The organism is Rhodococcus sp. TAF43, assembly GCF_052113525.1.
Classification (GTDB): domain Bacteria; phylum Actinomycetota; class Actinomycetes; order Mycobacteriales; family Mycobacteriaceae; genus Prescottella.
The window spans coordinates 1-18,498 of the sequence record NZ_JBFRDL010000045.1 but is presented as its reverse complement, the minus strand read 5'-3'; the positions used below and the strand labels follow the sequence as shown (position 1 = coordinate 18,498).

General features: G+C 67.8%; 17 protein-coding genes and 6 tRNA genes. 14 read left to right on the top strand and 9 right to left on the bottom strand.

The window, feature by feature from the left end; genetic code table 11:
* The first annotated feature begins 3 nt into the window (after positions 1-3).
* Positions 4-909, top strand: coding sequence for a phosphate ABC transporter permease PstA (pstA, locus tag AB4Z09_RS22265; protein WP_114720806.1), 906 nt, complete (start codon positions 4-6; stop codon positions 907-909).
* A 94-nt stretch (positions 910-1,003) separates the two neighbouring features.
* The gene (pstB, locus tag AB4Z09_RS22260) at positions 1,004-1,780 is read left to right on the top strand and encodes a phosphate ABC transporter ATP-binding protein PstB (protein ID WP_442240676.1); all 777 of its coding nucleotides are present in this window, start codon (positions 1,004-1,006) and stop codon (positions 1,778-1,780) included.
* On the opposite strand, the gene AB4Z09_RS22255 is transcribed toward pstB, so the two are convergent.
* Positions 1,777-2,886: an endonuclease/exonuclease/phosphatase family protein gene (locus AB4Z09_RS22255; RefSeq protein WP_442240675.1), complete on the bottom strand. Its 1,110-nt coding sequence runs from the start codon at positions 2,884-2,886 to the stop codon at positions 1,777-1,779. The genes pstB and AB4Z09_RS22255 overlap by 4 nt on opposite strands.
* A 199-nt stretch (positions 2,887-3,085) precedes the next feature.
* Here AB4Z09_RS22255 and AB4Z09_RS22250 point away from each other — a divergent pair, with 199 nt between their 5' ends.
* Positions 3,086-4,306 (top strand): ABC transporter substrate-binding protein, encoded by a 1,221-nt coding sequence (locus AB4Z09_RS22250; RefSeq protein ID WP_442240674.1) that lies wholly within the window; start codon positions 3,086-3,088, stop codon positions 4,304-4,306.
* Between the two features lie 57 nt (positions 4,307-4,363).
* Here AB4Z09_RS22250 and phoU read toward each other — a convergent pair whose 3' ends face one another.
* From phoU to AB4Z09_RS22220, 6 genes are all read right to left on the bottom strand, one after another.
* Positions 4,364-5,053, bottom strand: coding sequence for a phosphate signaling complex protein PhoU (phoU, locus tag AB4Z09_RS22245; RefSeq protein ID WP_114720818.1), 690 nt, complete (start codon positions 5,051-5,053; stop codon positions 4,364-4,366).
* Positions 5,054-5,136: 83 nt separating this feature from the next.
* On the bottom strand, positions 5,137-7,125 hold the full coding sequence (locus AB4Z09_RS22240; protein ID WP_442240673.1) for an LCP family protein: 1,989 nt from the start codon (positions 7,123-7,125) through the stop codon (positions 5,137-5,139).
* 137 nt (positions 7,126-7,262) lie between these two features.
* The gene (locus AB4Z09_RS22235; RefSeq protein WP_442240716.1) at positions 7,263-8,123 is read right to left on the bottom strand and encodes a DUF5996 family protein; all 861 of its coding nucleotides are present in this window, start codon (positions 8,121-8,123) and stop codon (positions 7,263-7,265) included.
* Between the two features lie 157 nt (positions 8,124-8,280).
* The gene (gene dusB, locus AB4Z09_RS22230; RefSeq protein ID WP_442240672.1) at positions 8,281-9,423 is read right to left on the bottom strand and encodes a tRNA dihydrouridine synthase DusB; all 1,143 of its coding nucleotides are present in this window, start codon (positions 9,421-9,423) and stop codon (positions 8,281-8,283) included.
* A gap of 98 nt (positions 9,424-9,521) precedes the next feature.
* The gene (locus AB4Z09_RS22225; protein WP_114720830.1) at positions 9,522-10,475 is read right to left on the bottom strand and encodes an acyl-ACP desaturase; all 954 of its coding nucleotides are present in this window, start codon (positions 10,473-10,475) and stop codon (positions 9,522-9,524) included.
* A 188-nt stretch (positions 10,476-10,663) separates the two neighbouring features.
* Positions 10,664-11,581: a LysR family transcriptional regulator gene (locus tag AB4Z09_RS22220; protein ID WP_442240671.1), complete on the bottom strand. Its 918-nt coding sequence runs from the start codon at positions 11,579-11,581 to the stop codon at positions 10,664-10,666.
* A gap of 96 nt (positions 11,582-11,677) precedes the next feature.
* Here AB4Z09_RS22220 and AB4Z09_RS22215 point away from each other — a divergent pair, with 96 nt between their 5' ends.
* Positions 11,678-12,985 carry an MFS transporter gene (locus AB4Z09_RS22215; RefSeq protein WP_442240670.1) on the top strand — a complete coding sequence of 436 codons (1,308 nt, stop codon included), beginning with the start codon at positions 11,678-11,680 and terminating at the stop codon, positions 12,983-12,985.
* Here the strand turns inward: AB4Z09_RS22215 and AB4Z09_RS22210 are convergent.
* Positions 12,884-13,486 (bottom strand): hypothetical protein, encoded by a 603-nt coding sequence (locus AB4Z09_RS22210; protein ID WP_174908367.1) that lies wholly within the window; start codon positions 13,484-13,486, stop codon positions 12,884-12,886. The two genes, AB4Z09_RS22215 and AB4Z09_RS22210, sit on opposite strands and share 102 nt — an antisense overlap.
* A gap of 81 nt (positions 13,487-13,567) precedes the next feature.
* Between AB4Z09_RS22210 and AB4Z09_RS22205 the strand changes: the two genes are divergently transcribed.
* The 10 genes from AB4Z09_RS22205 to AB4Z09_RS22160 all read left to right on the top strand — a co-directional run bounded on the left by AB4Z09_RS22205 (position 13,568) and on the right by AB4Z09_RS22160 (position 17,644).
* Positions 13,568-13,960 carry an MmcQ/YjbR family DNA-binding protein gene (locus AB4Z09_RS22205; RefSeq protein ID WP_174908369.1) on the top strand — a complete coding sequence of 131 codons (393 nt, stop codon included), beginning with the start codon at positions 13,568-13,570 and terminating at the stop codon, positions 13,958-13,960.
* Between the two features lie 35 nt (positions 13,961-13,995).
* Positions 13,996-14,538, top strand: a complete 543-nt coding sequence (locus tag AB4Z09_RS22200) for a hypothetical protein (protein ID WP_114720999.1) — start codon at positions 13,996-13,998, stop codon at positions 14,536-14,538.
* 96 nt (positions 14,539-14,634) lie between these two features.
* A complete protein-coding gene (locus AB4Z09_RS22195; protein ID WP_174908371.1) occupies positions 14,635-15,372 on the top strand; it encodes an MBL fold metallo-hydrolase in 738 nt (245 codons plus the stop codon).
* A 391-nt stretch (positions 15,373-15,763) separates the two neighbouring features.
* A tRNA-Lys gene (locus AB4Z09_RS22190) sits at positions 15,764-15,836 on the top strand.
* A gap of 385 nt (positions 15,837-16,221) precedes the next feature.
* Positions 16,222-16,878, top strand: coding sequence for a TetR/AcrR family transcriptional regulator (locus tag AB4Z09_RS22185; protein ID WP_114720842.1), 657 nt, complete (start codon positions 16,222-16,224; stop codon positions 16,876-16,878).
* Between the two features lie 114 nt (positions 16,879-16,992).
* Positions 16,993-17,065, top strand: a tRNA-Glu gene (locus AB4Z09_RS22180).
* A gap of 49 nt (positions 17,066-17,114) precedes the next feature.
* A tRNA-Asp gene (locus AB4Z09_RS22175) sits at positions 17,115-17,188 on the top strand.
* Positions 17,189-17,243: 55 nt separating this feature from the next.
* Positions 17,244-17,320, top strand: a tRNA-Phe gene (locus tag AB4Z09_RS22170).
* Between the two features lie 119 nt (positions 17,321-17,439).
* Positions 17,440-17,513 (top strand) — tRNA-Asp (locus tag AB4Z09_RS22165).
* 54 nt (positions 17,514-17,567) lie between these two features.
* A tRNA-Phe gene (locus AB4Z09_RS22160) sits at positions 17,568-17,644 on the top strand.
* A gap of 35 nt (positions 17,645-17,679) precedes the next feature.
* Here AB4Z09_RS22160 and AB4Z09_RS22155 read toward each other — a convergent pair.
* Entirely contained in the window at positions 17,680-18,438 is a 759-nt protein-coding gene (locus tag AB4Z09_RS22155) for an IclR family transcriptional regulator (RefSeq protein ID WP_174908373.1), read from the bottom strand.
* Positions 18,439-18,498 lie beyond the last annotated feature (60 nt).

Here is an 18,498-nt window from a genome sequence, read left to right as displayed (position 1 = left end):
CCGATGACCAGCGTTCTCGACAAGCCCATCAAGGCGCCCGCATTCCAGGGCGTCGGATTCCGCCGCCGTTTCACCGATGTCGCCGCCACCGTGCTGGTGACCCTGTCCGTGCTCGTCGCGCTCGTGCCGCTGGTGTGGGTGCTGTGGACGGTGATCGTCAAGGGCATCGGTGCCGTCACGTCGCAGACGTGGTTCACGAACTCGCTCAGCGGTTTGTCCGCCTCGGCCGAGGGCGGCGGTATCTACCACGCGCTGATCGGCACCCTGATGCAGGGACTGGTGTGTGCGGCGCTGTCGGTTCCGCTCGGCCTGTTCGTCGCCGTCTACCTCGTGGAGTACGCGGGCAACTCGCGGCTCGGCAAGCTCACCACTTTCATGGTCGACATCCTCTCCGGTGTCCCGTCGATCGTCGCGGCCCTGTTCATCTACGCGCTGTGGATCGCGACGTTCGGCTTCCCGAAGTCGGCGTTTGCGGTGTCGCTGGCGCTGGTGCTGCTGATGGTGCCGGTCGTGGTGCGCAGCACCGAGGAGATGCTGCGAATCGTGCCGAACGATCTGCGCGAGGCGTCGTACGCGCTGGGTGTGCCCAAGTGGAAGACCATCGCGCGCATCGTCGTTCCCACCGCGCTGCCGGGCATCATCACCGGCGTCATGCTGGCCCTGGCCCGCGTGCTCGGCGAGACCGCGCCGCTGCTGATCCTGGTGGGCTACGCGCCGTTCATCAACTTCAACCTGTTCGGCGGGGAGATGGGCACGCTGCCCGGCGTGATGGTCGCGGAGATGAACAACCCGACCGATGCCGGCTCCAACCGGATCTGGGGTGCGGCACTGACCCTGATCCTGTTGATCGCGGTCCTCAACATCGTCGCGAAGACGATCGGTCACTTCGCTTCGGTGCGCAACAAGTGAGCACCGAATCGGAGGCGATCGCCGCGATCGTCGCATCCCCCGAATCTCGTCAGCACATACTCGAGCTAGCGCTCACATCAGTAGGGAGCCGGTAATGGCCAAGCGTCTGGATCTCAAGGACGTCAACATCTACTACGGCAAGTTCCACGCCGTCGCCGATGTCGGGCTGTCGGTGCCCCCGCGCAGCGTCACCGCGTTCATCGGCCCGTCCGGTTGCGGCAAGTCGACGGTGCTGCGCTCCCTCAACCGCATGCACGAGGTGACCCCGGGCGCGCGCGTCGAGGGCTCGGTGCTGCTCGACGGCGAGGACATCTACGGCTCGTCCGTCGATCCGGTGGGCGTCCGCAAGACGATCGGCATGGTCTTCCAGCGGCCGAACCCCTTCCCGACCATGTCCATCCGGGACAACGTCGTCGCCGGCCTCAAGCTGCAGGGCGAGCGCAACAAGAAGAAGCTCGACGAGGTCGCGGAGGAGTCGCTGCGCGGCGCCAACCTGTGGAACGAGGTCAAGGACCGGCTCGACAAGCCGGGCGGTGGCCTGTCCGGTGGTCAGCAGCAGCGTCTGTGCATCGCGCGCGCCATCGCGGTCTCGCCGGACGTGCTGCTCATGGACGAGCCGTGTTCGGCGCTGGATCCGATCTCGACGCTCGCGATCGAGGACCTCATCACCGAGCTCAAGAAGGACTTCACGATCGTCATCGTCACGCACAACATGCAGCAGGCGGCGCGCGTGAGCGATCAGACGGCGTTCTTCAACCTCGAGGCCACCGGCAAGCCGRGCCGGCTCATCGAGATCGACGACACCGAGAAGATCTTCTCCAACCCCACCCAGAAGGCCACCGAGGACTACATCTCCGGCCGCTTCGGCTAGGCCCCGGTCCGCGTTCCGTTCTGCGGCGCARGGACGGCCGCGGGAACGGCCAACCGGACGTCGGCGACGAGTCCGTGGTGGTCCGATCCGACGATCTCGATGCGCTCGAGGGCGGTCACCGCGGCGCCCTTGGTGATGATGCGGTCGATGCCCGTGAACGCGGGGAGCCGACGGTTGGCCGGCATGGTGGGCAGCAGCCCGGCGCCCACCTGGTCGGCCGCGTCGGTGTAGCCGTCGGTGAGCAGCTCACGGTACTGGCGCTGGGTGTAGCTCGCGTTGAAGTCTCCGCTGACGATGACGTTGTCGCGCGGCGCGTCCGCGAGCATCTCGCCGTGCAGGCCGCGCAGTTCCGCCGCCCACAGCTGCGCCGGGAACAGGTAGGCGGGCGCGGGGTGAACCGCCAACAGGGACACGGGTTCTCGTAGCCCCACATCGAGATCCGCGGTGAGGTTCGCGGACAGGTAGCCCTCCAGATTGCGGGTGTTCGACAGCGGGAAGCGGCTGTAGATGCCGCCGCCCTCGCCACCCGGGCCGTACGACACCACGAACCGGTACGGCAGCAGGTCGTCGAGGCCGGCGGCCTGCAGTCCGTCGATCGACTCGTCGGTGAGTTCCTGGACGGTGAGGACGTCGACGCCGCGGTCGCGCACGGTACGGACCAGGGACGCGGGATCGGCGCGGCCGATCTTGGTGTTGGCCTGCATGACTCGCACCGACGGACCGGACGGGTCCGGCGTCGCGGCACCGTCCGCGCCGGGGATGTACAGCGGGGCGAGAACCCCGACGCCGACGGCGCAGACGACCAGGCAGGCCGCCTGGACGGCCCAGTGCCCGGCGAACGCGGCGACGGCGGCGCCGACCAGTGCGATGACGAGCAGTGTCGGCGTCTGTCCCGCCAGCAGGACCACGAACCGGTTCTCCACGCTCACGGCCGAGGCCAGCAGGCCGAGTGCTCCCGACAGTCCGCAGATTGCAGCGAAGACTCCCGCCGCCAGGCGCGCGGTCCGGTAGTCGATCACCTCTCGATCATGCCCGCCGCCGGCGAGGTCGGCCGCAGTGTTGGCGGGCCCGGAGCGTTCGAGGTGATAACCGAGGATAAGCCTCATGTCTTACTCGGTCGTTTGCAATGGCAGCTATCTGCGCATTCACTGCAATTGTCCGAATCGCCCAAACATTGCTCGAAGTTTCACTACGCTCCTGCGGCAAGCCGGATAGGAGGTGCGGACAGCGCCGAGGGGGACGGTTTCGCGATCCGTGGCTCCACATCTCGTCCGGAAGTGCAGCGCCTATCGAGAAGGACATCACGTGAAACTGAAGACCCTTGCTCCGGCGATCGCAGCCCTCGCCACCGTCGGCCTCGTGGCCTCGGGTTGCAGCAACGACAGTTCCGCCGACGCCGCCGAGAATGCCGCGACGGGCGATCCGATCAAGGTCGGCCAGATCCTCGCGATCGAGGCGGGTGGCGTGTCGGTGGCCAGCCAGGCGGCCGGCATGACGGCGTCGATCCAGGCCCTCAATTCCCGCGGCGGCGTGTCCGGTCGGCCACTCGAGCTGATCCAGTGCGACTCGATGGGCGATCCCAACAAGGAGGTCGACTGCGCCAACGACATGGTCGGCAAGGGCGTGACCGCCACGCTGGCCGACTTCACCCCGGCGTCGCCGGAGGCGGTGTCGCAGATCCTCGCGGCGGCAGGTATCCCGCGCATCGGCATGAACCCGATGAACATCGCGGACTTCACCGCGGCCAACGTGTTCACGCCGTTCGCGGGGTCGCTGCTCACGCTCTACGCCAATGTCGACGCGCTCGTCGCGCAGGGCAAGACCAAGCTGTCGCTGATGCGCCCGGACGTCCCGGTCGCGGCCATGCTCAGCCAGATGCTCACGCCCGCGGTGAAGGCGAAGGGGGCCGAGATCGTCAACGAGGTCGCGGTGGGTGCCGGTGCGACCGACTACACGCAGTTCATCGCGGCGGCCGAGCGCAACGGAGCGCAGGGCGTCATCATGGCGCTGCCCGCCACCGAGGCCAACCAGATGGCCGACGCGTTCGAACAGCTCGGGTCGAAACTCGGATTCGCGCTGGCGGCAACCGGATTCACGCAGGCCGACCTGCAGGACCTGGGTACGTTCGCGACGTCGTCGATCTACACCAGCCCGGTGCCGGCGCCGTCGTCGAGCACCGACCAGTTCCCGGGGCTGGTCCCGTTCCTCGACGACATGTCCGCGTCCGGCGAGGAGAACCTGGAACGCGCCAACCTCAACGGCACCGAGATCTTCTCGTGGCTGTCGGTGCGCGCGTTCGGTGAGGTCGCCCAGACCCTCGACACGATCGACGCGTCCGCGGTGATGCAGGGATTCCAGAACGCCACGGACATCGACATGCTGGGCCTGGTCCCGGCGTGGACACCGAACGCGGTGGAGCCGTTCGGCATCTTCCAGCGCGTGTCGAATTCGATGATGTACCGGATGACGTTCGACGGTGACGTCGTCGTCACCGATCCGAACATGTTCGATCTGCGGACCCGGTAGCGCAGACGGCGCGGGGTCCGGCCGGTGCCGGGCCCCGCGCCGATCGTGCTGGGGGCTCTACAGCTCCGGGTACGACGTGAGGTCGTCGGAGTCGTTGCTCGGTTCGACCGGCATCTTGCCGGTGACGAGGAAGATGACCCGGCGCGCGACCTCGACGGTGTGGTCCGCGAAGCGCTCGTAGAAGCGGCCCAGGAGCGTCACGTCGACGGCGGCTGCGACACCGTGCGACCACTCCCGGTCCATGAGGACGCTGAACAGGTGGCGGTGCAGGTCGTCCATCGCGTCGTCCTCTTCGTGCATCTTCGCTGCACGTTCGGGATCGCGGGTCTCGAGGACTTCCTTGGCGCCGGCGCCGAGCGCGACGGCGATCCGGCCCATCTCGGCGAAGTAGCCGTTGACCTCTTCGGGGAGGACGTGGTTGGGGTGCCGGCGGCGCGTGATCTTGGCGACGTGCAGCGCGAGCGCACCCATGCGGTCGATGTCGGAGACGATCTGGATACCGCTGACGACGGACCGCAGGTCGCCGGCGACCGGGGCCTGCAGGGCAAGGAGGGCGAACGCCCGTTCCTCGGCCACGACACTCAGCTCGGTGATCTTCTCGTGCTCGCCGATGACCTGCTCGGCGAGACCCAGATCGGCGTGGAGGAGGGCCTGGGTGGCCTTCTCCATGGCCGCCCCGGCCAAGCCCGCCATCTCGCCGAGGGTGTCGGCGAGCTCGGTCATCTGTTCGTTGTAAGCGACGCGCATGAGGTCACAGCCTACGGTGCAGCGGAAACCAAGTCACCACGGTCAGGTGAACGGTGGGTGAATGCCAGGCGCAGTTCCGGCGGTCAGGTGCAGGGATTGTCCGTCGCGTTGGTGACTGCGAGGTCGGCGGGCAGCTCGATCTCCTCGTCGGCGCCGACCCGTGCGTGCCCGGCGTCGACGGGCGTGCCGGCCTCGACGGGGGCGACGAGGGTGCGGTCGAACTCGCTGCCGAGAACCACCTCGACGATGTTGCCGAGGCCGGATACCGATTCGAGCACCGCACCGGGGATGGACGACGCCACGGTCGCAGCCTCGGCCTCGCGGCCGGGGGAGAACCGGACGACGGTCTGGCTGCTGGTGCCGGTGTAGTTGCCGACGCTGTAGATCTGGAACCCATACGCGGCGAGCTGGTCGGCGGTCGTGGCGGCCAGCCCGGAGACGCCCGAGCCGTTGGATACCTGGAGCGTCACCTCTTCCGGACTCAGCGCGAGCTGGTCGACGGCGCGGTCCGGGGCGGGCGCGGCGTCCTTCTTGGTGTCCTCGGTGCGCTTCTCGCCCGGGAGGGGCTCGTCGTCGATGATCGCCTTGAAGATGTCCTTGATGTCGTCGAGTCGGGGGATCTCGTTGCCCCACTCGTTGGTTCCGGCGGTCGGGACGGTGATGAACGTGACGGCGCCGGCGTCGACGTTGCGCAGCGACTGGCCGAGCGTGAGTAGCGACTTGGTGTCGATGTTCTCGACGAACGTGGCCCGGGTGAACGCGTTGATGAAGCCGTTGAGCTTGGTGGGATCGAACAGCACCTTGCTCGACATCGCCTCACGCAGCAGCGCCGACAGGAACAGTTGCTGGCGTTTGATCCGGCCGTAGTCGCCGTTGCCCTCCGCCTCGACGTGACGGGCGCGCACGTAGTCGAGCRCCTTCTTGCCGTCGAGGGTCTGGGTGCCCGCCGTCGGCAGGATCGTGCCCAGCTCACCGTCGATCAGTGGTTGCGGGACGCACACCTTCACGCCGCCGACCTCGTTGACCATGTTCTCGAAGCCCGCGAAGTCCATGCCGACGAAGTGGCGGATCTTCACACCGGATATCTTCTGGATCACCTTCACCAGGCACTTCGGTCCGCCGAGTGCGTAGGTGGCGTTCAGCTTGTCGCCGTCGGCGGCGGGGTACGTCTCGTCGGTGTATTCGCCGGTCGTGCTGTCCCAGCCCTGACAGACCGGCCGCTCCACGTCGAGGTCACGGGGGAACGACACCGCGACGACGCGGCTGCGATCGGCCGGGACGTGGACGAGCATGACGGTGTCCGCGCGGGCGCCCTCGGCGTCCTCGACGGTGCCGGCGCCCACCGCTCCGGCGGCTCCGGCGCGGGTGTCGGTGCCGACGATCAGATACGTCTCGTCGCCGGTCTGCCCGCCGGGGTCGATGATGTCGGTGGAGTCGGTGTCGAGTGCGGCGATCTGCGAGAACCGGCCCTCGGTGGTCCTCAGGTATCCCCACACGACGCCGGTCGCGAGCAGCGCCATGACCGCGACGAGCGCGACGGCGGACCGTCCGAACAGCAGTAGCTTGCGTTGCCTGCGGGTCTTGCTCGCGGCGAGCCTGGTCGGCTGGGGGTTGCCGACGGCCTGGGGTGACGCGGTCGTCACGGCCTCTTCCACCCAGTTCGGGGCGGACGGCTCGGGGTCGTCGTAGGGATCCTCTGTGAACAGGTAGTCGTCGTCGGTGACGGACGGGATGATCTCGGTCGGGTCCTGATCGTCCATCGGGTCGACGTCGGAACCGTAGCCGGCGACTCGGGCGTCGTCCTCGTCCGCTCGGGCGCGCCGCCCGCGGGAGGCCCGGCCCGCGGGCCGGCCCATCTTTTCCATCAGTTCGGCGACGGACAGCCGTTCACTCGTGTCGCCGTCGTCCGCGCGTCGGCCCGCGGATCCGGGCGTGTCGATCGCTCCCGGATCGGACTCGTGACGCCCGTGTCTGCGGGCCTGCGCTTCGCGATAGGTGCTGTCGGCGAGAGGGCGCTCCCAGGGCGCTCGGCCTTCCGGCGCGGCGTGACCGGGATTGTGCTCGTCACCCACCGATTCGCCCTGACCTCTCCGCCTCCAAAAAAGTACCGTCGCTCGACGACGTCGCAATGATACTGATGGATGACCTCCGTGGCATCAGTGCGCGCGCGGGAGTTCGGTTGTCGCAGTTGGAGGCGGGCGCGCGAAGATCAGCGGCTCGAACGCCACCGCCGCGGATCGCACTCGAGCGCGGCGCGATCCCAGTCGGCGTTGTCGGCGGCCGCCTCGTATGTGGTCTGCAGGAATCGTTGCAGCGTCGCGTCGGGGTCGTCCGCGGTCCGGACGGCCTCGTAGGGCAGCAGGAACTGGCGGTGCTCGGTGCTGTAGAACGCCTGGTCGGGCGCCACCGGGTAGTCGGCGAAACCGTCGGGCTCGGGGTAGGCGTACGAGTAGAACGCGCCTTCCTCGCCGCCTCCGGGCCACCACCCGCAGCTCGACAGCTCGTGTGAGTAGCCCTCCACCATCACCCAGTCGCCGCAGTGGGGTGCGCCACCCGGATGCTTCGGCGCGGTGCGTCCCGAGAATCGGGTGCACGCCATGTCGAACGAGCCCCAGAAGAAGTGCACCGGACTGACCTTGCCCAGGAAACGGGACCGGAACTCGTGGATCCCGCGGTCGACCTGGATCAGCTGCCGCCAGAACAGGTTGGCCGCGTGCGCGTCGTACGACGCGTGCGCGGTGTCCTCGGCGAACGGGATCGCCGTGACCACCTCGTTAGGGGTCGCCGTGATGTGTGTCTCGATGCCCAACTCGTCGAGCGCGCCGGTGATCAGGGTGTAGAACTTCGCGACCGGCATCGGTTCGAGCGTGAAACCCCGCGCCGATCCGTTGCTGTCACGGATGGTCAGGCGGTGGTCGCAGAAGTCGAACTCGATGTCGAAGACGCGGTTGCGGTACGGGATCGCCGACGTCGTCAGTCCCCGCGCGCTCACGTACAGCGGCACCTGCCACCAGTGGTTGACCAGCGGGGTGTGGGCCAGACGGACCTTGCCGACGATCTGCGTCCACATGTGCAGGGTGTCGCGGGTGGGTTCCCAGTCCGAGACCCGCAGTGCGGGCCAGGCATCGGAATYGGTGGGTGAAGCGGCCACGACGTCTCCCTCCGGAAGAATCCTCGAGGATCTGCAGCTTCTCCGGAGTCTAGGCGTCGGTGCTGATCGGCCGGGGCTATCCGCCGGAATGCATGATGTCGGCACCCTCGGGGACGAGGGTGTCCTCGGGGTCGTCGAGCCAGCCGTCGGGCAGCGCGACGGTGCCGGGCGAACCCTGGCGGCCGCGCGGGCCCTCGGCGTCCTTGGGGAAGGGCACCGTCGGGTCGAGCTGGCCGAGGAAGCCCTCGAGTTCGGCGAGCGAGGACACCCGGGCCATCCCGTTGCGCAGTTCCGAGCCGGCCGGGAACCCGCGCATGTACCACGCGATGTGCTTGCGCATCTCGCGCATGCCGCGGTCCTCGCCGTGGTGGTCGGCCAGCAGCCGACCGTGCCGCAGCATGATCGCGGCGACCTCGCCGAGCGTCGGCGGCGTCGGGATCTGCTTGTCGTTGAGGGCGGCGCTGAGCTCGGCGAACAGCCACGGTCGGCCCAGGCAGCCACGTCCGACGACGACACCGTCGCAGCCCGTCTCGGCCATCATCTTCGCGGCGTCCTCGGCAGCGAAGATATCGCCGTTGCCGAGCACCGGGATGTCGGTGACGTGTTCCTTGAGCCGGGCGATCTCGCTCCAGTCGGCGGTGCCCGAGTAGCGCTGCGACGCGGTGCGGCCGTGCAGCGCGACGGCGGCGGCACCCTCCGCGGCGGCGATGCGTCCCGCGTCGAGGTGCGTGTGATGCTTGGCGTCGATGCCGATGCGCATCTTCACCGTCACCGGGATGTCGGTGCCCTCGGTCGCCTTCACCGCGGCGGCGACGATCTGCCCGAACAGGCGGCGCTTGTACGGCAGCGCCGAGCCGCCGCCCTTGCGGGTGACCTTGGGGACGGGGCAGCCGAAGTTCATGTCGATGTGGTCGGCCATGTTCTCGTCGACGATCATCTTCGCGGCGGCGTACGTGATCTCGGGGTCGACGGTGTACAGCTGCAGCGACCTGGGCGTCTCGGTGGGGCCGAACGTGGTCATGTGCATCGTCACCGGATGCCGCTCGACCAGTGCGCGCGCCGTCACCATCTCGCAGACGTACAGGCCCGACGTGCTTCCGGCGCGCTCGAGTTCGAGTTCACGGCACAGGGTGCGGAACGCGACGTTCGTGATGCCGGCCATGGGGGCCAGCACGACCGGGCTGCCCAGCTCGAGGGGGCCGATGCGAAGGGGTGACATGAAGACCTCGGGATAACTACTACGGGAGAAAAGACTGTGCCCGGTACCGAATCCGGTACCGGGCACAGGATAGCTGCAACGGGGCAGGTGGCGACCTGTCAGGAGGCCTTCTCGGCGCGCGCGGCCTCGCGGGCCAGCGACCGGTCGCGCATCTCCTCGAACTTGGTGGCCTGCTTCTCGAGATCCTCGAGGAATACCGCCAGTTCCTCGCGGGTGTCCTCGCCGCGCGCAGTGAAGTCGGTGCGATCGAAGACGTTCCACTTGCGGAGCACCGGCATCACGACCTCTTCGAGGTGCTGACGCAGGTCGTAGATGCCGTGCTTGGCCATCAGCACGCCGTTGCGGCGGAAGTTCGGCATACCGGCGCCGGGCATCTGGAAGTTCTTGATGATGTCGGTCACGGCCTTGAGTGTCTGATCGGGTGCGATGTCCATCGCCGCGCCACAGATGTTCCGGTAGAAGATCATGTGGAGGTTCTCGTCGGCCGCGATGCGCTGGAGCATCTTGTCGGCGACCGGGTCCTGGCAGGCCTTGCCCGTGTTGCGGTGCGAGACGCGGGTCGCGAGTTCCTGGAACGTCACGTACGAGACCGAGTGCAGCAGGCCTACGCTGTCGCCGGCCGGTGAGTTGTAGCCGTTGGTCATGTGGATCATGCGGGCGTTCTCGAGTTCCACCGGGTCGACGCCGCGGGTGACAACGAGGTAGTCGCGCATCACGATCCCGTGGCGGTTCTCCTCGGCGGTCCACCGGCCCACCCAGGTGCCCCAGGCGCCGTCGCGCGAGAAGTTCTCGGCGATCTCGCGGTGGTAGGAGGGGAGGTTGTCCTCGGTGAGCAGGTTGGTGATCATCGCGGCCTTGGCGACCTCGCCCAGGCGAGACTGCTCGGGATCCCAGTCCTCGCCGCCCATCGCGGCGAAGTTACGGCCCTCGTCCCACGGGACGTAATCGTGCGGATGCCAATCCTTGGCCATCGAGAGATGCCGATTGACGTTCTCTTCGGCAACAGGCTGCAGCTCCTGCAGCAGCTCGAGCTGGGTGAGATCCCGCGACATCCGATTCTGCCTCCGTAACGAGTTGGGGGACACGCATTCCTCGGGGAACGTACTGCAAACCTACGGTACCGTAGGTTCGAAGGGAAGGGGGCCGGGTGGCAGTGGATGCCGCTGCGTAATCCCCCTGGGGCGGCACGTCCCCTGTGGCCTCGCCGATACCGAGTTCACCGTGTCGTCTGTGTCGGACGTTACACGTCGGTGACCTTCGGGGAGCCCGTTTTCCACGCTTCTCCCCACTGTGAATCTGCTGTGAATCGGAGGAACCGCTCCGCGGCGAGCGGCAGTGGCCGTCCGCTCGCCCAGACGATGCCGATATCGCGTCCGGCGCCGCGCAGGGGGACGAGCGTCACGCCCTCGGGCCAGGCGTGCGGCTCCTGCCACGGCATCACCGCGACACCGAGCGACGCCGACACCAGGCCGCCGATGGTGGCCAGCTCGCTCGACTCGAAGACCACGGTCGGCACGACGCCCGCCTCGGCGCACAACTCGTCGAAGATGCGACGCATCCCGTAGTCCTCGTGCATCCCGATGAACGGTTCGTCGGCCGCGGCGCCGAGGTCCAGGCAGGTGCTGCTGCTCAGCGGGTGACCGGCCGGGACCGCGAGGGCGAGTCGCTGGTGTGTGACCGCGGCCCACTGGACCTGCGGCGTCCGCGGCCTCGGTGACACGAACGCCAGATCGTCGCGGCCCTCCACGACGCGGTCGACGAGGGCCTGGGCGGCGTCCTGGTAGAGGGAGAACGTGACCTTGGGGCGCTCGTCGCGATAGGCCCGCAGCACCTCCGGGACCAGCCAGGTTCCGAACGAATGCAGGAAGCCCAGCCGCACGGTTCCACCGTCGGGGCTGCCCAGTGTCGCGATCTCCCGCTGCGCTGTCGACAGCTCGGTGAGGGCCCGGCGTGCGTGCTCGAGGAGCACCCGCCCGCTGTCGTTGATCTCGAGCCGGCGTCCGTGGCGGTCGAACAGTGCGACGCCCAGGTCGCGTTCGAGCCGGGCCAGGCGACGCGACAACGTCGGCTGGGAGATGCGCAGCATGTCCGACGCGGCCGTGACCTGCTCGGTCTCGGCGAGTGCGACGAACCAGCGCAGGCTCTCGATCAGTTCCACCCCGCAAGCTTATGCACAGGATGCATCAACAGCTGTTGAGAAATGCATTTCCTTTGTCTACGTCGCATCGCGAAGATGGTCGACGGAGGCAGATGCATGAAGAACACGGTCGCGGGAGAGACGGTCGCGGGGGCGACGAACCCGCGCGACGATCGCCCGACCCGAGGATCGCGGGAGTACCGCGCGATCACCCTCGCGCTGTTCGCGGCCGGACTCACCACGTTCGTCTCGATGTACTCGGCGCAGGCGCTGCTGCCGGCGCTGACGGACGACTTCGGGGTGGCCCCGGCGGTGGCCGCGCTCGCGGTGTCGGTCACGACCGGCATGGTGGCCGTCGCGATCATTCCGGCGAGCGTGCTGTCGGAGCGTTTCGGCCGCACCCGGGTGATGGTGACCTCCGCGGCGGTGTCGAGTGTGCTCGGGGTGCTGGTGCCCCTGAGTCCGAGCATCGAGGTGCTGTTGGTCGGGCGGGCCGTGCAGGGGATGGCACTGGCCGGGATTCCGGCGGTCGCGATGGCGTACCTCGCCGAGGAAGTGGGCTCCCGCGATCTGGGATCGGCGATGGGTCGGTACATCGCGGGCACCACGATCGGCGGTCTCGTGGGCCGGCTCGTCCCGTCGGCGGTGCTCGACGTCGCGTCGTGGCGCTGGGCGATGGAGGCGGCGTCGGTGCTGGCGTTGGTGCTCGCCGTGGTCATGACCCGCAAGCTCCCACCGTCGCGCAACTTCCGGCCGCAGCGCGTGCATCCGCGCATCGTGCTCGCGAATCTGGCTGGACACCTTCGTAATCCGGCGCTCGCGACGCTGTTCTCCTTGGGGTTCCTGCTGATGGGCGGCTTCGTGTCCGCCTACAACTTCCTCGGCTTCCGGCTGCTCGCGGAGCCGTTCTCACTGCCCGAGGCGCTGGTGGGTCTGGTGTTCCTGATGTACCTCGCGGGCACCTACACGTCGGCTGCGGCGGGCGCCGCCGCGGACCGATTCGGGCGTGCGACGGTCCTGCTCGGTGCGGTGGCGGTGATGGCGGCCGGGCTGGTGATCACGCTGACGCCGTTGCTGCCGCTGGTCCTGCTGGGGATGCTGCTGTTCACCGGCGGCTTCTTCGCCGCGCATTCGGTGGCCAGCGGATGGGTGGGGTTGCTCGCCACCGAGCATCGCGCGGAGGCGTCGTCGATGTACCTGTTCTCGTACTACCTGGGGTCGAGTGTCGCCGGGGCCGCGGCGGGTGTCGCCTATGCGTGGGGCGGCTGRCCGGCGACGGTCGGGTTCGTCGGTGTGCTGCTGGTGATCGCAGTAGCGGGAGCCTCAGGGATGTTCCGGCAGTCGCGCCCCGGACCGGGTCGACGCGTCCGGGCGTCGGCCGGCGGGCCGGGACGTCGCGAGCACCGCGACGGCAGCGACGAGTAGCAGCAGTCCGGCGCCCGGTCCGGTGACGGTGCTCGGTGCGACGTCGGTGGCCAGCCCGACGACGAGCGCCACCACCGCGATCGCGGTGACTGCCACGCCCAGCGGGACCAGCCACAGGTCGCCGAACATTCGGGCCAACGGGAAGAAGTGGATACCGACACCGGCGCAGATCCACACCGCGGTCCACGCCCCGAGCCCGAGCGATCCCAGCAGAATCGCACCGGCGAAGAGGACCCCGAACTCGGCGCCCACGACGACGTTGTACCGCCGTCGTACCTGTGGATCGGCCATCGGAGTGTGTTCCCCGGTGCTGCGGACCGCCGTCATGATGCCCACGATCACGACGAGTCCGGCGACCACCTGACCCACCAGGAGCACCGTGCGGAGCCAGTCGGGCGCCTCGGCCGATCCCCAGCCGAACCACATGAAGGCGAAGAACCCCTCGATGACGGCGGTGATGCCGCGAGTGCGCGTGTTCGTGGTCGCCGGTGTTCGAGTCACCGCCCCATCGAACCATCGAGAGACCGCATCGTCCCGTCGAAAGTCTTGCGGCCGTGCGTGCGGGAGGCACACAATCGCGCCATGGTCGCGAACATGAGCCGACTGCAGCGGATCGTCGACGAACTGCCGGAGGCTCAGCGGGTCGATATCGAGGAGTGGGGTGGGCACCCCAGTTTCCGCGTGCGGGGCAAGAACTTCGTCTTCAGCGACGCCGACGCGACGAGCCTGTCGTTCAAGTTGCCTGTGGACGAGGCCGCAGCGGTCGTGGCGACCGAGTCCGGTATCGAGCCGGCCGGCTACGGACTGGGTCGACACGGCTGGGTCTCCACCGCGGTGCCGCCCGACGGCGGCGAGGAATGGTGGGCTCAACTGCGTGAGTGGCTACGCACGTCGTACACGCTGATCGCGCCGAAGACCCTGGCGCGCATCGTTCTCGCCGAGGACGGGGCGCCGACGACGGGAGGACCGAAGTGAGCGACACCTCCACCACCACACCGTCCAAGGCAGGGATGCCTCCGTGGGCGAGGAAGGCGATCTGGGCCGGGGTGATCCTGGCGGCACTGGTCGTCGCGTACTTCATCCTGGCCGCATTCCTGCCGCGCTGGTGGGCGCAGCGTGTCGGCTCGCTGTCGTCGGGCAGCTTTGCCCAGGGCATCACGTGGGGGCTGCTGTACGGGGCGCTGTGCACGGCGGTTCCGCTGCTGCTGTTCTATCTCGCGTGGCGCTCGCGTCATCGCAAGCACGCGCGGGTCTGGGTGTTCACGAGTCTGGTGCTCGGCCTCGTGTTCGCGATCCCGAACCTGCTGACGCTCACAGTGGTCCTGGGTGGCAGCAGTGCCGCGCACGCGGGTGAACGCACGCTGGACGTCGACGCGCCCGGGTTCCGCGGAGCGTCGCTGTGGGGAGCGATCATCGGTGTTCTCGTGTTCGCGGCCGTCGTGTTCCTCAACGTCCGGTACCGCAAACGCGGCGAGGAGTTGACGGAGTTGCGCGCCGATCTTCATCAGCGGGAGCCGGAGTCGTCGGGGGAGGCGCCGGGGCCAGAGATGTGATCGCCCGTCGCGCGAGGTCGGTCGGCGCGCCCTCGTCTTGCACCGAACCCGTCGTCGGCGCAGTCTGGGCAGGGGGCGCGTTTGTGAGGTAGAGCCGTGGATACCGAGGCCACTGAGATCACCGAGATCGCAGCCGACATCTTCCGTCTGTCGACGTTCGTCGACGACGCGAATCTGGTGATGAACCAGTTCCTGATCCTCGGCGAGGAGCCGTTGCTCTTCCACACCGGTCTGCCCGTACTGTTCCCCTCCGTCTCGGTCGCGGCCGCCCGATTGCTACCTGTCGAAACGCTGCGCTGGATCACGTTCGGACACGTCGAGGCCGACGAGAGCGGCTCGATGAACCGTTGGTTGGCAGCGGCTCCCGATGCCGAGGTGGCGCACGGTGCGATGGGGTGTTTCGTCCAGGTCGGATACCTCGCCGATCGCCCGCCCCGACCACTGCAGGACGGCGAGGTCATCGACATCGGTGGCCGCCGGGTGCGGCGTATCGAGACCCCGCACATTCCGCACGGCTGGGACGCCGGCCTGATGTTCGAGGAGACGACGTCGACGTTGCTGTGTGGGGACTTCTTCACCGCATTCGGCAAACTGCCCGCACAGACCGAACACGACATCGTCGAACCGGCGTTGGCCGCGGAGGACCTCGGGCACGCGACGGCGCTGACCCCGGCGCTCGGGTCGACGCTGTCCGAACTCGCCGACCTCGACCCGGCCGTGCTGGGACTGATGCACGGTCCGGCCTTCCACGGCGACTGCCCCACGGCGCTGCGCGAACTGGCGGTCGCGTACGACGAGCGCTTGAACGCCGAATTGGCTCGCCGGCGGCGCTGAGCCGAAATCGTCCGGGACCGTGGGCCCTTCGTCCCTCGTTCGTGGGTCCTTGCTCCCGATATCCGCGTCAGGCCTTCCGTGACCCGGTGCGGTGTGGTGATCTGTTGATGCCTCTTCGCGCAGAGGTCGACCGTCGGTTTCGGGTGCTGTCGACGGTTCTGCTGGACGCCCCGTCAGTCTGGAGACGGGGCGTTCGCCATTTCTTCCCGATGAGGGCCCTTCGTCGAACCCTCGGGGGAGGGCGGTCGTCGGTGTACGGTGCGGCACACTCTCCCTCGCCGGTACACCGACGGCCGGATACTCCGGCGCTGCACCGATCCTCGTCGTGATCGCGATTGTCGGGGGCGAAGTTCCCACGAGCCGGCGGATCCCACTAGACTGCTGCCCGCACGCCCCTATAGCTCAGTTGGTAGAGCTACGGACTTTTAATCCGCAGGTCGTAGGTTCGAGCCCTACTGGGGGCACTCAGACCCCCGCCAGGATTTTCCTGGCGGGGGTTTTCTGCTCTCGGTGTTCCGGGTGATGCGCGGCATCGGTCGACGAGTTGATTCGACGCGCGGTGCGGCCGCTTCCGCGGCCGGAGCTTTCCGCTGCCCGGATACGAGATGCCCGTATGTGCGGCGCCGGGGAATTCCGGCTGTGGAACGGCTCGGGTGCGCACCCCCTGCAGCACACCCGAGCCGGGAAAATTATACCATTCGGTGTGTTTTTGGGCCTGTGTCGTCGAAGCCCGAGGTCAGGGCATTGCTGTTTCGGACCCGGGCACAAGGGGACTAGTCTGGTTTTCGGGCGGGTGGCAGCTGGCCGATCAATCGGCCGGCGTTACGGCTTTCGGAGGCGAGTAGCGCAATGGCACGTCAACAGGAACGTGCGCGGCGGACTCGCGCTGCGATCGTGGAAGCGGCCGCAGTCGAGTTCAGCAAGCGCGGATACGCGGCAGCGTCGGTGAATGCAATCCTCGAGGGTTCGCACGCGACCAAGGGCGCGATGTACTTCCACTTCGAATCGAAGGAGGAGCTCGGGCGCGCGGTGCTGGGCGCCGCTCTCGAAAAGTTCAAGGAGACGACGGACCGGTGGATGAGCCGGACGGATCTCGACCCCTTCGAGGTACTGCACGGTCTCATCGACGACGTTGCGCGGATGTTCCTGTCCGACGCGATCGTGCAGGCGGAGTTCCGGTTGATCATCGAGCCGGAGTTCTACTCCGACGTGCAGAACGGCGGGGCGAGCGTGTGGGGTGGTTCCGCTCACGAGTTGGTGGAGAGGGCCAGCCGCGAGGGGTTGGTCCGGGAGGGCGCCGACGCGGAGAAGTTCACGCGGGTCCTCGCGGCCGGTCTGGCCGGCCAGCGGTACATGTCCGACCTCACGGCGCAGGAGGTCGACCTGCGGGCAAGGTTCGAGGAGACGCTCGAGGTGGTTCTCGCGGGGATGGCGTCGGAGGCGTGGCTGGAGAAGTGGCGCCGTGAGGGATGGCCGGTGGAGACGGTTGCCGCAGGGCCGGAGTGATTCCGCCTTTGCGGCCCCTGATCAGGCGATTTGTGGTTTGCGAAATCGGTGCCCTAAGCTATGCAAGCTCCCAACGGAACGCCGTTGAGGGTACTGGCCGGAGCAATCCGACGGGCCCCCTTCGTCTAGCGGCCTAGGACGCCGCCCTTTCAAGGCGGTAGCGCGGGTTCGAATCCCGTAGGGGGTACGCTTCGCTCGTTGAAGTACGCAGTACAGTTGAATAGCAGTAACAGCAAGGCCCTGTGGCGCAGTTGGTTAGCGCGCCGCCCTGTCACGGCGGAGGTCGCGGGTTCGAGTCCCGTCAGGGTCGCTTTGTCTCACCGGAAACGGTGGGGCGCGATAGGCATTCGGTTCGGGTGCCGTCCGGCCAGGTAGCTCAGTTGGTACGAGCGTCCGCCTGAAAAGCGGAAGGTCGCCGGTTCGATCCCGGCTCTGGCCACCACAGGAAGTCGACAGACTCCGCAACGAGGATGACAACTCGATCGCGGAGTCTTCGCATGCAAGCCCTTGCATGTGCCGGCTCCCGTGGCAGCAGTACAGTTCCACCAGCAGTAACAGCAAGGCCCTGTGGCGCAGTTGGTTAGCGCGCCGCCCTGTCACGGCGGAGGTCGCGGGTTCGAGTCCCGTCAGGGTCGCTCATTCGAGTCGGAAACGGTTCGATGCGACAGACATTCGTTCGGGTGTCTTCCGGCCAGGTAGCTCAGTTGGTACGAGCGTCCGCCTGAAAAGCGGAAGGTCGCCGGTTCGATCCCGGCTCTGGCCACCACTTCGAGTACCGAGCTTGTCCTCGGTCTTCTTCCCTCATCCCTCGGCGATTCGTGCCGAGATCATCCGTGTCGCCCCCGCGAGCAGCGGCAGGGCCCGCTGCAGCTGATCCGTGTGGACCCGGCCGCGCAGCGAGATGCAACCCAGTTGGGCCGAATCGGTTTCGCCGGAGCACATGGCGGCGGCAACTGACAGCACGCCGGACGGATCGGTGTCCCAAGCCCGGCCGCTGCGGGTCCTGATGATCCCCAGTTGCCGATGCAGGTCCGACAGCGCCGCCGGCGCCAGCGCACCCCGATACAGCGCGTCGACGTGCTCCGGGGGCAACAGCGCGAGCATCGAGCGCCCCTCGACGGTGCGATCCGCTCGGCTGCGGTCACCGACGCGTGTGGCGATGGAGTCTGCGCAGCGTCCGCCGACCTTGTCCAGCCACACGATGTCACGGCCGTCGAGCACCGACAGGTGCGTGATCAGTCGCGTCCGCAGATGGAGTTGATGCAGGTGTGGGGCGGCGACGGCCCGAAGTTCGTCGCGTTCGGTGCTGCGCCCGAGGGCGATCGCCCGCCAGCCGAGGCGGTATCCGAAGCGGTTGTGGCGAAGCCAGTTCAGTTGGGTGAGCTGGTCCAGGATCCGATGTGTGGTGGACCGGGGGATGCGGGTCAGCTGGACCAGTTCTTCCGCGGTCAGCCGGGTGCCGGCGCCGTCGAACTGATCGAGGATCAGCGTGATCCGCTCGGCCATGGTCGGTGGCACGCTCGAAGCCGAGACATCCAGGTTGTCGTCGATGACAGTCACGTGTCCTCCAATCGCCGGCCGAGTCGGAGATCCGGTCCATTGAGTAATACCGAGTAATAC

Bases quoted from the DNA above. Each gene is read 5' to 3' on its own strand.
- pstA (WP_114720806.1), top strand. From the start codon at position 4: ATGACCAGCGTTCTCGACAAGCCCATCAAGGCGCCCGCATTCCAGGGC.
- phoU (WP_114720818.1), bottom strand. From the start codon at position 5,053: ATGCGCGTCGCTTACAACGAACAGATGACCGAGCTCGCCGACACCCTC.
- AB4Z09_RS22235 (WP_442240716.1), bottom strand. From the start codon at position 8,123: ATGTGGACGCAGATCGTCGGCAAGGTCCGTCTGGCCCACACCCCGCTG.
- dusB (WP_442240672.1), bottom strand. From the start codon at position 9,423: ATGTCACCCCTTCGCATCGGCCCCCTCGAGCTGGGCAGCCCGGTCGTG.
- AB4Z09_RS22225 (WP_114720830.1), bottom strand. From the start codon at position 10,475: ATGTCGCGGGATCTCACCCAGCTCGAGCTGCTGCAGGAGCTGCAGCCT.
- AB4Z09_RS22205 (WP_174908369.1), top strand. From the start codon at position 13,568: ATGGTCGCGAACATGAGCCGACTGCAGCGGATCGTCGACGAACTGCCG.
- AB4Z09_RS22200 (WP_114720999.1), top strand. From the start codon at position 13,996: ATGCCTCCGTGGGCGAGGAAGGCGATCTGGGCCGGGGTGATCCTGGCG.
- AB4Z09_RS22185 (WP_114720842.1), top strand. From the start codon at position 16,222: ATGGCACGTCAACAGGAACGTGCGCGGCGGACTCGCGCTGCGATCGTG.